A 14,020-nucleotide genomic window follows, 5' to 3' on the forward strand; every position below is an offset into this window, starting at 1 on the left:
GGCTTTTTTATGCACGTCAGGCTCAGGCGTCGTGGTAAGGCTCGACGAAAATGCCATCCGGCTGCTGCGTTTCATTAAAAAACCAGATGCCGAGTGGATAGTCTTCCAGCGCGACCAGAAACATAGTGCCTTCGTTAAAGGGCTCCATAGCCAGAATGGTGCCAACGCGACGCGGGCCGCCATCGGTTTTGACGCTGACGCGGTCATTTACCTTCATTTCGGTTCTCCTGATTATTAACTGCGTACAGTCTAAACGAAGAACCGGCGCGATGCAGCGCGTTAGCGACGGGCAATGACCCAGACGGCATGAACGATGCCAGGGATATAACCACAGATCGTCAGCAGAATATTCAGCCAGAAAGCACCACCAAAACCGACCTGCATGAATACGCCCAGCGGTGGCAGCAGAATTGCGATAATAATTCTCAAGATGTCCATAACCATTCCTTTAGGTATTGAAAAAAATCAGCTTTATCATCAACTATAGCTGAATCTGCTCTGTTCAGGGGCAAAGTCAGGTAAATCTGAGTAAGGACCATTTTTGCAATTTCTTAACATTTCACCGCAAGACTTCTTACGCGCCTGGCCTTTACACTCCCTCTACTGCACCACCCCCATAGGTGCAGCCACAACCTAAAGTAACAAGGATTTTGCCCGCGCAGCGCGGGCTTTTTTTTGCCTGCGATCTGCCCGATCCCCTCTTTCTGCCCGGCGTTCTATACTGATTATTCTGTTTGCTCTCAGGAGTCAGAAAATGACAGACGAAAAGCAGCACACCGATATGCCGGCGTCCGATCTGAAGGTTGATGTTGAGGGTTTACTGGCGGCGATTCAGGCGAAAACGTCAGGAGAGATACGGGAATATATGGAGCAGGGCCAGTTGCCACGGCTTGAAGTTGAAGGCCAGATTTTTCACTCGTATACCGAACTGGCAGAAGCGTTTGAAATCGACATCTGTGACTATCGCGCCTATGAAGCTAACCGTTGAAATCGATTTCAAAAAAATACCCGGCGGGAAGGCCGGGTAAAAATTCAATTCGTTACACCAGGGAATTCTTAACACCTCTGCAGATTACGCGAACGCGTCACCAAAACAAGTATCAGATATGCACGTTTCTGCAACGAACCGGGTCGTTATGGGGCAATAGTTACCGAAAACACCGCGCCTGCCAGTGACTTAGCGCCCGCACACTTCCTGCATCCCTCGCTTTTCCCCCTTTCTTTTTTAAGATTTATCCTGGATTTTCACTCAGCGTGGCAGGAAAAAAAGTGTGAGCCATATTCAACTATAATATTGAAAAATCGCTGCTTTAGCCGCGAACGTGATGAAAGGAGCCTGTTAATGCCCGATCTTCAACAGCCGTTAATGATTATTACCGATCTCGATGGTTCCCTACTCGACCACCATACCTATCGCTGGGATGCGGCCACGGAGTGGCTTACCTCGCTGAAACAGCACAAGGTTCCGCTGGTGATCTGTTCCAGTAAGACAGCCGCCGAAGTCATTCCGCTGCAAAAAAAACTGGGGATCAGTGGTTCACCCTTTATTGCCGAAAACGGTGCCGTGGTCCAGACGCAGGATCAGCAGCGTATCCGTCTGCCTGATAATACGCTGACTTATGACGCACTCTGCCAGCGGCTGGCCGCATTGAAAACAGCCTACCGTTTTACCGGCTTTCATGACTTCTCCGATCCGGAAGTGGCCTCAATGACCGGACTGAGTGAGGCAGATGCCGCGCTTTCACGCCAGCGCGACGCGTCTGAAGTGATTGTCTGGCGCGACAGTGACGAGGCTTTCGATAGCTTTCAGGCGGCACTGGGTGCTGAAGGGCTGGCGCTGACGCAGGGCGGCCGTTTCTGGCATGTGATGCCAGCAGGCTGCGGCAAAGGTGAAGCGCTGCGCTGGCTGCTGGACCATTCTCCCGGTGAAGCGCGCATCACAATTGGCCTCGGTGACGGGCCGAATGATGCGCCGATGCTGGATGCAGTTGATTATGCCGTAGTGATTAAGGGCTACAGTAAAACACCGGTAACACTCAGCCGGACCGATCAGCAGCAGGTCTATCACACCGCTCACCATGGCCCCGAAGGCTGGCGTGAAGGACTGGACTATTTTTTGACTCAACCTCAATAAGCTGCCCACGGGCATTAAAAGGATGATGCGATGAGTGACTTTTATCAGAATGGCGTAATCACCAACTTCCACAACCTTACCCACCGTAGCGTGGAGTCGCTGGAAAAAGAGATGGTTCGCTTTGCCCGCAAACGCAAAATGGGGCTGATCCTGCCATCGCTGTTTTCTGAACTTGAAGGCCCGGCGCTGACGAAAATCGTCGATGAGCTGGCGAAAGTGCCCTATCTGGATGAGATCGTGATTGGTCTGGATCGGGCCGACCGCGACCAGTTCCTGTTTGCCCGCGAGTTCTTCTCCCGCCTGCCGCAACGGCATCGCATTCTGTGGAACGACGGCCCGCGTCTGAAAGCCATTGATGCAGAACTGGATAAAGAGGGTCTGTCGCCCACTAATCCCGGCAAAGGGCGCAACGTCTGGTTCTGCACCGGCTATACGCTGGCGTCGGACCGCACCAGCTGCGTGGCGCTGCATGACTGCGATATCGTGACCTATGAGCGCGGCATGCTGGCGCGTCTGCTCTACCCGCTGGCTAACCCGGCGTTTCAGTATGAGTTCTGTAAGGGCTTCTATGCGCGCGTCGCGGATGGCAAGCTTAACGGCCGCGTCGGACGTCTGCTGGTCGGGCCGCTGCTGCGCTCATTGCAGAAAGTCTATGGTCATTCGGAATACCTGGATTACCTGACAAGCTTCCGCTATCCGCTCTCCGGCGAGTTCGCTATGCGAACGCATGTGCTGAACGGCATCAAAATTCCCGGTGACTGGGGTCTGGAAATTGGCGTGCTGTCGGAGATTTACCGTAACTACACTACCCGCCAGTCGTGCCAGGTTGAGATTGCCGATAACTACGATCACAAGCATCAGCCGCTGGCCGAAGATGATGGCACCGGCGGCCTGAAGCGCATGAGCAGCGATATCGTCCAGTCCCTGCTGCGTAAGCTCGCGACCATGGGTGTGCCGCTGACCAGCGATTCATTCCGGGTGCTGAAGGCAACCTATTACCGTAATGCGCTGGATATGATGGAGACCTATAACCACGAGGCGGCAATGAACGGACTGAAGTTTGATCAGCACGTCGAAGAGGCCGCGGTGGAGATGTTTACTCAGTCGATTCTGGAAGCGGGACAGGCGTTTATTGAACGTCCTAACGATAAGCCGTTTATACCCAGCTGGAGCCGGGTTCAGTCGGCGTTCCCGGATGTATTGCAGCGCATCTATCAGGCGGTTGAAGAGGATAATGACGGTAACGTCTGAAACAGGGCGGCACAGGGAGTGTGCCGGGCCTCAGGCAGTCAGAAACCGGGCCTGTCGGGTCTCTGACCCTCAGGCCTGAGGCTCTCAGCTTGCCAGTTGTTGCGCAGGATTCAGCGCGCAAAGTTCATCACTGCGAAAAGCCTCACTGCGCACGGCATAGCCGTCATACCAGCGGCATTCCACCATGCCACTGGCGTAGCCGGTCACCACCATCGTATGACCTTCTTCCTTGTGCTGCACTTCTTCACTGATTGCGAAAACCATGGGGCGCTCCTCTCATGCGTGTTATTAACCTGAGTGACTATTTTCTTTATAGCAGGCAAAGCCGACCCTTGCCTGTTAAGGCACGCAAAAAACGGGCAAATTCAGAATTAAGCAGCTGGATATGCGGAAAATAAAAAAAGCGGATAAAACTTATCCGCTTTGATGAAGTGTTGACGCTGACGTCAGATTTTACAGCCTTCGCAATCGGCTTCGTCACCGAGATCATCCGGCACTTCGCTGGCTTTTTTCTCTGCTTTCGCTTCAGCCTGCTCAAGCTGTGCGTCGATATCAAATTCAAACATGTCGTCGTTCATCGTCATTCTCCTGACCGTAAATCACAGTGCGCTTTATACCGATTTTCCGCGCACTCTGGCAATAAGGTTGACCACTAACAGCACGATCGACCCAATGATAAAGCCCAGCACCAGGTTTGCGCCGTTGCTAAGCAGCATCGCGATCCAGCCGCTGAATCCGCCGCTGACTTCCTCAATCAGATGATGCAGCGGCGCAATGCCATGCACCACGATACCGCCGCCGACCAGGAACATCGCCAGGGTGCCGACCACCGAGAGAATCTTCATCAGCCAGGGCGCGGCGGCCAGCAGCACGCTGCCAATACCCTGCGCAACGCGCGACGGTTTCTCACGCAGCCAGAAGCCAAGATCATCAATTTTTACGATGCCCGCTACGATGCCGTAGACGCCAATGGTGACCAGAATGGCGATGCCCGCCAGGATGATCACCTGGTTGAGCAGCGGCGCTTCCGAGACAATCCCTAAGGTAATCGCAACAATTTCTGCCGAGAGGATAAAATCAGTGCGCACCGCACCTTTGATTTTTTTCTTCTCATACTCTGCCGCGTTCTGATTCGCCAGCGAATCAAGGCGCTGCTGACGTGCTTCCGGTGATTTGCTCTGCTTGTCGTGCTGCAGACTGTGCATCACCTTTTCCACGCCTTCATAGCAGAGATAGGCACCGCCCAGCATCAGCAATGGCGTGATCAGCCAGGGCGCAAACGCAGAAATAATCAGCGCCAGCGGCACCAGAATAAGTTTGTTGAGAAACGATCCTTTCGCCACGCCCCACACCACGGGCAACTCACGGTTGGCTTTTACGCCGGTAACCTGCTGTGCATTCAGCGACAAATCATCGCCCAGTACGCCAGCGGTCTTTTTTGCCGCCACTTTTCCCATGACGGAAATATCGTCCAGAAGTGTTGCAATATCATCAAGTAAAGTCAGTAAACTGGTGCCCGCCAAAATCTTATCCTTAGTCTGGTTCGTTATGTTGACAACATGGGCAGCGCTCAATTTCCGTTACGGTCATCTCAGCGATGCCCTCACAATCCCACTCCACCCGCACCGCATCACCTTCTGCGCCTTCAGCATGCAGGTATTTGCTGACCGGGCTCTCGGTCATGCCGGTGATCTCCTCCGTAGCGATAAGCCTGTCGCCGCAATAGACCCGTGCAGTGGCTTTAGTGTTCACCATCCGCTCGTCACGAATCTGGTAAAGGCGTTTAACCGTCAGTTTTATGCTGCTCATGTCAGGCTCCTGGCCACGGAGAAAGCGCAGATCTAACCAATTATGGTCCTGATTAGCAATCCGCGTTGTAATGATGAATGCCCTGATGGTCGATCTCGGCACTCTCCGACATCGCCAGCAACCACTCCTCCAGCCGTTCCAGCAGATCCTGATCCGCCAGGCGCAGTTTGCCACGCAGCGCACATTCCCAGATGATCAGCACTTTCCAGCCGCTTTCCTGCAGCTGGCGCACATAACGCCGGTCACGTTCAACATTGCTGTTGATTTTTCCGGTCCAGAATTCCGTGCGCGTCGCCGGCAGCTTAAACAGATAGCAGTGATGACGATGCCAGAAGCAGCCATGAACAAAAATAATCGCCTGCTGTTCGGTCAGGACAAAATCAGGCCGTCCCGGCAGGTTTTTATCCTGCACGCGAAAGCTGAATCCCCGATCTTTCAGTAACAGCGCAATACGTTGCTCAATGGCCGTATCCTGAGCGCGAATGGCACGCATATTTTTGCTGCGTGTTTCGCTGGAGTGAACATCAGCCATAACTTCTCCTTTTTTGCTGGTTCTGTAACTTTAGCCTGCGCCACGAAAAGCGAAAGCCGCTGCCGGGCGACTTCGGAGATTACGCCGCAAAAACAGAAGTTTCCGGCGGTCTGTCACAGGGCACACCCCGGCAATTTCCTCGCAGCCTCTGGAGTGTTAGCATAGGCTGCTTACTGTTAAGGAAAAACGCATGCATCCCGCCGCCCTCGCTGAACCACTCTCTGCTGCACTTTCATCTGCTGATGCGTCTGAACTCTTTGGACAGGTGCTGGACATCTATTCGGTTCGTGATCTCACGGCCCGACTGCAGCAGGCGGGATTTTCCTGCTGGACACCGGCCCTGCTGAACCGGATCCGTCAGGGTAAAAGCGCCCTGCCGCCACTGTGTGAGGCGGAGCTGTCGCTGTTGCAGAGTCTGCTGCCGACCCGGCCCGCCCACTATGATAATCCTGAGTTTCGTTTTATCGATCTCTTTGCCGGTATTGGCGGCATCCGTAAAGGATTCGAGGCAATCGGCGGCAAGTGTGTGTTCACCAGTGAATGGAATAAAGAGGCGGTTCGCACCTATAAAGCTAACCACTATAGCGATCCGCTGGAGCATCACTTCAATACCGATATCCGGCAGGTGACCCAGCCGGAAGGTCTGACCGACGATGAAGCGATTTACCGCGCGATCGATGCGGCGATCCCCGATCATCAGGTGCTGCTGGCCGGTTTTCCCTGCCAGCCCTTTTCGCTGGCGGGCGTTAGCAAGAAAAATGCGCTGGGCCGCGCCCACGGGTTTGAGTGTCAGGTGCAGGGCACGCTGTTTTTCGATGTTGCGCGCATTCTGGCCGCCAAGAAGCCGCCATTTTTTGTGCTGGAGAATGTGAAAAACCTCAAGAGCCACGATAAGGGCCGTACCTTCGCCATTATCATGGAGACGCTGGATGAGCTGGGCTATGACGTGGCCGATGCCGGAGCCGGCAGCCCGGATGCCAAAGTGATCGATGCGCGTCACTTCCTGCCGCAGCATCGCGAACGCATTGTGCTGGTGGGGATTCGCCGTGACCTGAAAAAGCAGGATTTCACGCTACGCGATATCCGTCGTTTCTATCCGGCGCAGGTGCCCAGCCTGCAGAGCCTGTTAGAGAAGGCGCCAGACGACAAATATATTCTGTCGCCGGTGCTGTGGCGCTACCTCTACCAGTATGCGAAAAAGCATAAAGCAAAAGGTAACGGCTTTGGTTTTGGCCTTAACGATCCGCGCAATCCTGACTGCTGCGTGCGGACGCTGTCAGCACGCTACTACAAAGATGGCTCAGAGATTCTGATCGACCGCGGCTGGGACAGCGCGCTGGGTGAAGCGGAGTTTCAGGATGCGGATAACATGGCACGGCGTCCGCGTCGTCTTTCTCCGCGCGAATGCGCACGCCTGATGGGCTTTGATGTGCCGGGCCGCGAGCCGTTCCGCATTCCGGTTTCAGATACCCAGGCTTACAAGCAGTTTGGTAACTCGGTGGTCGTGCCGGTATTCGCAGCGGTCGCCCAGCTGCTGCTGCCGCATATTCGTCAATTGAAGTCGTAATCCCGTCCAGATTAGCTGTGAGATTGCGCCAGCTCAGGGAACAGGGTCAGATCGGAAAGACGCAAAAACTGTCATCCATGACTGCTCGGCCCGCGCCGTCCATGGCGCGGGACGCTTTCCTCTTCTGACCCTGTTCCCTGCGCGTTGAATTATTGCGTTGCGGACAGATTTAACGGATTTAACCCACGAAGGAATTAAAAAACCCGTCTTACGACGGGTTTCTGTTTTATTTCTTTTTCTTGCTCTGCTTCTTCAGCAGCAGGCGAATCTGTTTCAACTCGCTGGCGCTCAGTCCATCGGTTTTCACGTCAGCGGCACCCGTTTCTTCGGCGCCCTCTTCAGTGATGTCCTGATTATCAATGGCCGGATGCGGATGCGTTTCCAGACTGGCCTGCAAACGCTGCACAATTTCCTGGCTCATTGAAATCTGGTTTTCCAGCGCCAGCTGTTTAATCGTTTCTTTCAGCTCGGGATCAATTTTAATCGTTAAATTAACAGTTTCGGTCATCGGGCAGCTCCTTTTTGTTATTGCTCACACGCTACCGGATGACCGTTTCGATTAACATACTGTCATAAAAATTTAATATTCGGTTTTCAATGGTGTGAAATCCCGCAGTACGCCCTCATCCATCCCCACCAGATTGCCCTGAAGCTCGGCATAAAGCTTCGCCATGTAGCGCACCAGGAAATCGGCGTTATGCTCAGCCAGCATGCGGCCGGTTTCGGTATGCATGGTTTCCGGCAGACGCAGCAGCTTCTTCTGGAAATGGTCCAGCGTCCACTTAACATCATTCAGCTCGCGATCTTTACCCAGCGGATCCTGACTGTCGAATAACGGGCGATTCAGTGCACCGGCTGTGTAAAAGACCCGTGCCAGCCCGATTGCGCCCAGCGACTCCAGCCGGTCTGCATCCTGCACGATTCTGGCTTCAAGCGTCTCTGGCGGAATACCAGCGCTGAAACTGTGGGTTTTAACGGCATGCATTACGGCTTCAATCTTTTCTGCCGGGAAATCGAGAAAATCCTGCTGCAGAATGCGCTGCGTTTCCGTCGCTGCATAAGTAGAAGCGAGATGCCGTTCGGGATGATTCTTGGGAAGATTCACTACATCATGAAAATAGCAGGCGGTGAGCACCACCAGCGGGTCCGCCTTCGTGCCGGTCATGATTCGCTGCGCGCTCATCCAGACGCGTCGCAGATGGGCGATATCGTGCGCGCCGTCGTCGTGGATCCAGTTCGCCTGAAACCAGCTTTCATAGCGGGATTGCCAAAGTGTAAGTGACATAATCTATCTCCCTGTAGTGATCGACAGCCGATTCTCTGTCGTGATCAGTGCGCAAACGGCAAGCCATCATAGCGACTGGCTAATGACACTTTTTTTACAGTGCTGTTGAAAAGAGCGGCGCTGCCAGCGATTTCGGGCAGAAAAATGAGATCTGGATCATCTGTATAGCACCTATGTTACATAAATACCGCAATTTCGGCGGTTTTCAGCCTTTCCTCAGTGAATTGCTGCTAAGAAAATTAGTTTAACAGCAGTAATGTTTGATTCATTCTGAACCCGTTAAACCGGCCGTGCTTAGCCTTTTTTTGTCACGCAATTAATTGTAAAAGTGTTGGCAACAGCAGGTGAAAAAGTCTGAAAAGGTTCCTATTTTTATTGTTATAACGTACTGTATCCGGGCTGTTCGTCGCGTTCTGCTGATTGCGTGATAAGCTTTGGTGCGCTTTTTGCATTTTGCTGGTTTTTAACACCCAACGTGACAATTTTAAAGTGACTGTCAGGCGACAAATTATTAAGCAAAATGATTTAAAGCTTTTATGATAACTCTCAGATGTGAAGCAAATGGACGTTTACAGCAGTAACCGGGTTCTACTAATAAAAAGAGGTAATCCATGAAAGAACGGCCGATTCTTTTTTCCGAACAGCGTGTTCGTGCCCTGTTGGTTGGCCAGCAAACACAAACCCGGCGCATTATGAAAACTCAGGCTTTCGGGCCGGGACAGGATCATCACGAAGGCGTTCATGCTTTCGACGTGAGTGCTAACCATCTGCATGGCTACAAGATGATGTCGATGACCGACATCAGCTATCAGTGTCCCTACGGCAAATCGGGCGACATCCTCTGGGTACGTGAAACCTGGCGCGGCCCGATGGTGCCAGAAAGCGATCTGGCCGAATATGAACGTGACCCGACGCCGTTTCGCCTGCCGGAATATTGCCAGTATCGTGCCGACAGTAATGAGCTGGGTCAGCATGCGATGAGCACCCCGGAAGCCGAGGAGTTTGGCTGGCAGACCGCCATCCACATGCCGCGCTGGGCCAGTCGTATCAACCTGGAAATTACCGGCGTACGTGCGGAAAAGATTCAGGATATCAGTGAAGATGACATTATGGCGGAGGGCGTACAGACCGACTCGCACTTCCTTAATAACTTCTTCACCATGAACGTTAATTCTGAGTCACCTAAAGAGGCGTATCGCAAAGCCTGGGAAAAACAGTACGGCGCGACCAGCTGGGAAGTGAATCCCTGGGTCTGGGTCATTGAATTTCAGCGCGTTGAACGCAGGTAATGCCTCAACCCTGCGCTTTGCGGGTTGAATCACAGACAACGGCCGCGCTAACGGGTTGAATAGACAGCCTTCAGCCCTGAAGTCAGACAGAAGATGCCAGCATTCGATGCTGGCATTTTTATGTCTGCCGCGTCAGGATAATGACATAGCCCGGTTCTGTGCAGGAGTTGCGATGTTTAAATGGCCCTGGAAAACGCATAACGACACCATGCTGGCGGCACTGCCGTGGCAACAGGCGCTTTCACAGCCTGTCTTCAGCCCGCTGGATGAGTCTGAACAGCAGGCGCTGGTGGAGCTGGCAAAGCGCTTTCTGCAACAGAAAAAACTGGTGCCTCTCGGGGGCGTTCAACTGGATGAACTGCGCAGCGTGCGGATCGCCCTGCTCTTCTCTCTGCCGGTGCTAAAGCTGGGTCTGGAGTGGCTGGACGGTTTTCATGAGGTGCTGATCTATCCCGAGCCGTTTGAGGTCGACGATCAGTGGCAGGATGAAGATGGACTGGTTCACAGCGCACCTGCCGTTCACGCCGGACAGAGCTGGACCCAGGGGCCGGTCGTCCTCAACTGGCTTGATATTCAGGACTCTTTCGATCTCTCCGGCTTTAATCTGGTGATCCATGAGGTGGCACACAAACTGGATGCGCGCGGCAGCGGTTATACCAGCGGCGTTCCGGTCATGCCGCTGCGTGACGTAGCCCAGTGGGAAAAGGATTTGCGAGCCGCGATGGCAGAGATTGAAAGTGAAGTGGAACTGGCAGGTGAACAGGCTGCGACTATCGATCCCTACGCGGCCAGCGATCCGGCTGAGTGCTTCGCCGTACTCTCTGAATATTTCTTTACGGCTCCGGTTCTGCTGGCCGAACGCTTTCCCGCCATGTATCAGCATCTGCGCCAGTTTTACCAGCAGGATCCCCTGAGCAGGATGGCTTCTGACGCGGCTCAAACTGCTTAAATCCCGATCGCTTTGTGCTAAAGCTAGCCAGTTGAATGATAATGTATTTTTTGCTGTTGACACCTCAGTGCGACGCCGCTAATATTCGCCTCGTTCAAACGATTCCTCTGTAGTTCAGTCGGTAGAACGGCGGACTGTTAATCCGTATGTCACTGGTTCGAGTCCAGTCAGAGGAGCCAGAATTTAGAAAAGCCCGCTCAGGGAAACCTGAGCGGGCTTTTTGCTTTTCAGTATTGCCAATTTTCTCCTCCTTTCTGATTACCATCTGGACCCGCCTGCAGTTACCCGCACATTCCTGATAAGTCCGGCGGCCATAACTGCAAAAAACCAGCCGGGCAATCCCTGCTCTGGCTGGCTTGTCTCCTCGGCTAACGATTACTCGGGAATAGTCAGTACCTGACCCGGCGCAATATTATCCGGGTTGCTAAGGATGTTTTTATTCGCCTCAAAGATTTTCATATATTTTGATGCGTCATTATAAAACTGCTTAGCGATTGCGCTGAGCGTGTCCCCGGATTTGACCGTATAAGTGCGGACACCTGCTGCTGAGGCATCGGTCTTATTCTCAACATTTTTATCAACGCTATGTAACAACTCATCGCCAATATTTTTAATATTATCCAGAATGCTCATAATTACTCCCCTATCGTTTCCGATACGTTTAGTTTAATTAAAAAAACAGGATTGCCAGACAAATACTACGCGGCGTACGATACACCTGCTTTTATTTCGTGGATTAAACCACTGCTAAACGTGCAGTAATTTATATAAAAAGAAGGATGTTAATTGATGGGTATATTGTCATGGGTTGTATTTGGTTTGCTCGCCGGTATTATCGCCAGATGTATTATGCCAGGTAAAGAACATATGGGCATTTTCATGACCATAATTCTGGGTATTATCGGTGCGCTGATTGGCGGTGTGGCCAGTACGGCTCTGGGCTTTGGCAAGGTCAGTGGTTTCAATATTTACAGCATTGCGATTGCAACCCTTGGTTCAATTATTGTGCTTTTTGTCATTCATAAAATCAGAGCATGTAAACAGTCTTAAGCGCTTACTATTCAGGGGAAATATAATGAGTTTACTGGAAACAGTGCTGGCGATGTGCGGCCTGAATACTCAGACCAGTCAGGAAGTGAAAGGTGTGCTGGAGTGGGTGGAGCAGCAAGGCGGTTTACACACTATCGTAAGTCATCTTCAGAGCGGCGAGTACAGTGAAGTGGTTAACTCCTGGCTGAGCGATCAGCAGAACGTTGCCCTGAGCAGCGATCTGGTGCAGAAGATGATTAACTCTGAGGCCATTGAGCAACTGGCTGCACGGATGGGGATCAACACCAGCGATGCACTGAATCTGCTGGTCAAATATCTGCCACAGCTGGTGGATAAGGCATCTTCAGCGGGCGTGATTGATAAAAAAGCCGATCTCACCGGGCTGGTCAGTCAGTTGATGCACTGAATATGATGCAATTGGAAGATAAAAGCCTGCTACTTAAGTATTGGGCTTTTATCTTTTGGGTTAGTCAGGATTAATTAAGTCAATTTTTGGCAAGCTCTTTTCAACGTTGATAGAAATTATTCAGATGACCCTATAGCAAATATCAAGATTCAACTTTAGGATCACCTGCATTTAGCTTGCCAGATATGACCTGCTCCCCGTTGATTAATACACCGTACTGCCCGTGCTCTCTCTGACCACTCCGCCCGCAAGGCCCGCCGCCAGCGTGCTTATCGTCTAGCGTTGCTCCTAACTTAGGTTCTCGCGCTTAACCGCCGGGTTCATCTGCTGCGCGATACACTCGCCCATCGCCGCGTTCAAGGTTGAAGCAGGTATCTTGCGCGGCCTTCGCTTTCCTATTAGTGTCTGACAGTTAGCGCCTGTGTCACTTCAGGCCGCCTAAACAGTTAAGGAGGCCATAAAGAGTAGAGAACTCTTTCGGTAAGAACTTAAGAATAACGTCATGGACCTGACCGATGGACTTAAAAAATTTGTAATCATTCATGATGAAATTGTGGATTTTCACACAGCCACCGCCTCATTCAACCGACCATTTCTGCCTTAACTGATCGGCGTTACGGATTAAATAGGAATCTATACTCATCTCATAAGAGTAACCCTGGATAATCTATCATTCTGATTAAATTGTAGATGTAGCGTATCCCCCTCTTTTTCATACCTTATCCAACGATCAATATAACCCATAAGTGCATCCATTTTTCCACCACCAGAAACTAAGGGGTGGCCTAGCATTTGAACAGCCTCATACTCCGAACTATCAATTGGTAATGGTAAATCCCCTACATACTCAGAAAACCCCTCATCGCTTTTTGCGTAAAATGTAATTTGATCTATAACTTTATCTTCTAACAAAAATAAAATACCAGACTGTATAAATGAATAGTAGCTCCTGTCACCTAAAACACCCTCATCAATCTTAGGCAACTCATTAAAATAGGTTGAGATATTAATAAAATTACCATCAAATTTTGTGCAGCCTAACAACTTAATAAATTCATCCCACATCAACATTATTTTGTCACTACTGTTTGAGAATTTTTTTTTGATTTATTTTATCGCATCATCAACAAGTTTAGGATCATATCATCGGTCCAGCATATTTTCTATGTGCATCTGTATCGCGACATTCTGCACCACAAGATTTATTGCATCGCCAGCGTATGGCAGGCACATTTTTACAAAGAGGGATGCCGGCCTAATAAAGGTAAGTCGAATCCGCTGCCGCAGCTCACCTTTAAATGCCGTTGGCTGGAAGCACTGTGCTTTACGACTGGGCAAAAGATCGAGTTGATCACCGGGCTGGGACAGCTGATCATCCGTCTGTCGGCTGAAGGATAACTAGCTGGCTTATAAAATAAAATCCCGGCACTAGGGCCGGGATTTAGTGTTTATTCTTTTCTAAGATAAAGTAAAAAGCCATTGGATTTTATTGGCTCAGGATAATCCAGCCTTGTGACAACTGTATGAACAACTGAACTATCATCAAGATCAGCAATAATTTCGGTTTCTACTATAGAAGCATTTTCTTCATCATCTTCACTGATGATTCCATCATAAAAAAATTTTAAAGTAATGTTATCACCTTCCAATAGTGCCGATATTGCTCTGATATTATTAGTTATATTTCCAAGTAAAGCCCGCTGAGCAGACAGCTTAAAATAATCATTACTATTCATAAGAATCCTTCA

The 14,020-nt window shown here is 51.1% G+C and carries 21 protein-coding genes, 1 tRNA gene and 1 pseudogene; 10 read left to right on the plus strand and 13 right to left on the minus strand.

Going from position 1 to position 14,020, the window contains the following annotated elements; all coding sequences use genetic code 11:
• Nucleotides 1-22: 22 nt before the first annotated feature.
• Both dsrB and BY447_RS03540 read right to left on the minus strand, forming a co-directional pair.
• Nucleotides 23-217, minus strand: coding sequence for a protein DsrB (gene dsrB, locus BY447_RS23345; RefSeq protein ID WP_013358293.1), 195 nt, complete (start codon nucleotides 215-217; stop codon nucleotides 23-25).
• A 62-nt stretch (nucleotides 218-279) separates the two neighbouring features.
• Entirely contained in the window at nucleotides 280-438 is a 159-nt protein-coding gene (locus BY447_RS03540; protein WP_013358294.1) for a YqaE/Pmp3 family membrane protein, read from the minus strand.
• Nucleotides 439-754: 316 nt separating this feature from the next.
• On the opposite strand from BY447_RS03540, the gene BY447_RS03545 reads away from it, so the two are divergent.
• The 3 genes from BY447_RS03545 (at nucleotide 755) to BY447_RS03555 (ending at nucleotide 3,385) form a co-directional block, all read left to right on the plus strand.
• On the plus strand, nucleotides 755-988 hold the full coding sequence (locus tag BY447_RS03545; protein WP_110330531.1) for a DUF2525 domain-containing protein: 234 nt from the start codon (nucleotides 755-757) through the stop codon (nucleotides 986-988).
• A 354-nt stretch (nucleotides 989-1,342) separates the two neighbouring features.
• Nucleotides 1,343-2,134 carry a mannosyl-3-phosphoglycerate phosphatase-related protein gene (locus BY447_RS03550; protein WP_110330532.1) on the plus strand — a complete coding sequence of 264 codons (792 nt, stop codon included), beginning with the start codon at nucleotides 1,343-1,345 and terminating at the stop codon, nucleotides 2,132-2,134.
• Between the two features lie 30 nt (nucleotides 2,135-2,164).
• Nucleotides 2,165-3,385, plus strand: a complete 1,221-nt coding sequence (locus BY447_RS03555) for a glycosyl transferase (RefSeq protein ID WP_013358297.1) — start codon at nucleotides 2,165-2,167, stop codon at nucleotides 3,383-3,385.
• Between the two features lie 84 nt (nucleotides 3,386-3,469).
• Here BY447_RS03555 and BY447_RS03560 read toward each other — a convergent pair whose 3' ends face one another.
• The 5 genes from BY447_RS03560 to BY447_RS03575 all read right to left on the minus strand — a co-directional run bounded on the left by BY447_RS03560 (nucleotide 3,470) and on the right by BY447_RS03575 (nucleotide 5,726).
• The gene (locus BY447_RS03560) at nucleotides 3,470-3,649 is read right to left on the minus strand and encodes a YodC family protein (protein WP_013358298.1); all 180 of its coding nucleotides are present in this window, start codon (nucleotides 3,647-3,649) and stop codon (nucleotides 3,470-3,472) included.
• Nucleotides 3,650-3,831: 182 nt separating this feature from the next.
• Nucleotides 3,832-3,963, minus strand: a complete 132-nt coding sequence (locus BY447_RS23475; RefSeq protein ID WP_003854444.1) for a hypothetical protein — start codon at nucleotides 3,961-3,963, stop codon at nucleotides 3,832-3,834.
• A 33-nt stretch (nucleotides 3,964-3,996) separates the two neighbouring features.
• On the minus strand, nucleotides 3,997-4,908 hold the full coding sequence (locus BY447_RS03565; RefSeq protein ID WP_013358299.1) for a DUF808 domain-containing protein: 912 nt from the start codon (nucleotides 4,906-4,908) through the stop codon (nucleotides 3,997-3,999).
• Nucleotides 4,909-4,918: 10 nt separating this feature from the next.
• The gene (locus tag BY447_RS03570; RefSeq protein WP_033733066.1) at nucleotides 4,919-5,194 is read right to left on the minus strand and encodes a hypothetical protein; all 276 of its coding nucleotides are present in this window, start codon (nucleotides 5,192-5,194) and stop codon (nucleotides 4,919-4,921) included.
• 52 nt (nucleotides 5,195-5,246) lie between these two features.
• On the minus strand, nucleotides 5,247-5,726 hold the full coding sequence (locus BY447_RS03575; protein ID WP_013358301.1) for a very short patch repair endonuclease: 480 nt from the start codon (nucleotides 5,724-5,726) through the stop codon (nucleotides 5,247-5,249).
• 190 nt (nucleotides 5,727-5,916) lie between these two features.
• Between BY447_RS03575 and dcm the strand changes: the two genes are divergently transcribed.
• A complete protein-coding gene (gene dcm, locus BY447_RS03580; protein WP_110330533.1) occupies nucleotides 5,917-7,293 on the plus strand; it encodes a DNA (cytosine-5-)-methyltransferase in 1,377 nt (458 codons plus the stop codon).
• Nucleotides 7,294-7,519: 226 nt separating this feature from the next.
• Here dcm and BY447_RS03585 read toward each other — a convergent pair whose 3' ends face one another.
• Nucleotides 7,520-7,801, minus strand: a complete 282-nt coding sequence (locus BY447_RS03585) for an Arc family DNA-binding protein (RefSeq protein ID WP_033783405.1) — start codon at nucleotides 7,799-7,801, stop codon at nucleotides 7,520-7,522.
• Between the two features lie 72 nt (nucleotides 7,802-7,873).
• Nucleotides 7,874-8,578 (minus strand): phosphohydrolase, encoded by a 705-nt coding sequence (locus tag BY447_RS03590; RefSeq protein WP_013358304.1) that lies wholly within the window; start codon nucleotides 8,576-8,578, stop codon nucleotides 7,874-7,876.
• A 611-nt stretch (nucleotides 8,579-9,189) separates the two neighbouring features.
• Here BY447_RS03590 and BY447_RS03595 point away from each other — a divergent pair.
• The 3 genes from BY447_RS03595 (at nucleotide 9,190) to BY447_RS03605 (ending at nucleotide 10,995) form a co-directional block, all read left to right on the plus strand.
• A complete protein-coding gene (locus tag BY447_RS03595) occupies nucleotides 9,190-9,867 on the plus strand; it encodes a hypothetical protein (RefSeq protein WP_033783409.1) in 678 nt (225 codons plus the stop codon).
• A 172-nt stretch (nucleotides 9,868-10,039) separates the two neighbouring features.
• On the plus strand, nucleotides 10,040-10,816 hold the full coding sequence (mtfA, locus tag BY447_RS03600) for a DgsA anti-repressor MtfA (RefSeq protein WP_110330534.1): 777 nt from the start codon (nucleotides 10,040-10,042) through the stop codon (nucleotides 10,814-10,816).
• A gap of 103 nt (nucleotides 10,817-10,919) precedes the next feature.
• A tRNA-Asn gene (locus BY447_RS03605) sits at nucleotides 10,920-10,995 on the plus strand.
• A gap of 196 nt (nucleotides 10,996-11,191) precedes the next feature.
• Here the strand turns inward: BY447_RS03605 and BY447_RS03610 are convergent.
• Nucleotides 11,192-11,452, minus strand: a pseudogene (locus BY447_RS03610) (LysM peptidoglycan-binding domain-containing protein); the annotation flags it as partial.
• A gap of 153 nt (nucleotides 11,453-11,605) precedes the next feature.
• Here BY447_RS03610 and BY447_RS03615 point away from each other — a divergent pair.
• Both BY447_RS03615 and BY447_RS03620 read left to right on the plus strand, forming a co-directional pair.
• On the plus strand, nucleotides 11,606-11,866 hold the full coding sequence (locus tag BY447_RS03615; protein WP_110330536.1) for a GlsB/YeaQ/YmgE family stress response membrane protein: 261 nt from the start codon (nucleotides 11,606-11,608) through the stop codon (nucleotides 11,864-11,866).
• Between the two features lie 25 nt (nucleotides 11,867-11,891).
• Nucleotides 11,892-12,272: a YidB family protein gene (locus BY447_RS03620; protein WP_033783414.1), complete on the plus strand. Its 381-nt coding sequence runs from the start codon at nucleotides 11,892-11,894 to the stop codon at nucleotides 12,270-12,272.
• Nucleotides 12,273-12,476: 204 nt separating this feature from the next.
• On the opposite strand, the gene BY447_RS23625 is transcribed toward BY447_RS03620, so the two are convergent.
• A complete protein-coding gene (locus BY447_RS23625; RefSeq protein WP_110331906.1) occupies nucleotides 12,477-12,545 on the minus strand; it encodes a VENN motif pre-toxin domain-containing protein in 69 nt (22 codons plus the stop codon).
• Between the two features lie 366 nt (nucleotides 12,546-12,911).
• On the minus strand, nucleotides 12,912-13,343 hold the full coding sequence (locus BY447_RS03630; RefSeq protein WP_110330537.1) for a hypothetical protein: 432 nt from the start codon (nucleotides 13,341-13,343) through the stop codon (nucleotides 12,912-12,914).
• Between the two features lie 96 nt (nucleotides 13,344-13,439).
• On the opposite strand from BY447_RS03630, the gene BY447_RS03635 reads away from it, so the two are divergent.
• Complete coding sequence (locus tag BY447_RS03635) at nucleotides 13,440-13,670, plus strand: SymE family type I addiction module toxin (RefSeq protein WP_416376685.1); 231 nt, start codon at nucleotides 13,440-13,442, stop codon at nucleotides 13,668-13,670.
• Nucleotides 13,671-13,720: 50 nt separating this feature from the next.
• Here the strand turns inward: BY447_RS03635 and BY447_RS03640 are convergent, their stop codons facing one another.
• The gene (locus BY447_RS03640) at nucleotides 13,721-14,008 is read right to left on the minus strand and encodes a hypothetical protein (protein WP_110330538.1); all 288 of its coding nucleotides are present in this window, start codon (nucleotides 14,006-14,008) and stop codon (nucleotides 13,721-13,723) included.
• Between the last annotated feature and the right edge of the window lie 12 nt (nucleotides 14,009-14,020).

The organism is Pantoea sp. JKS000250, from assembly GCF_003201065.1.
Lineage (GTDB): Bacteria > Pseudomonadota > Gammaproteobacteria > Enterobacterales > Enterobacteriaceae > Pantoea > Pantoea vagans.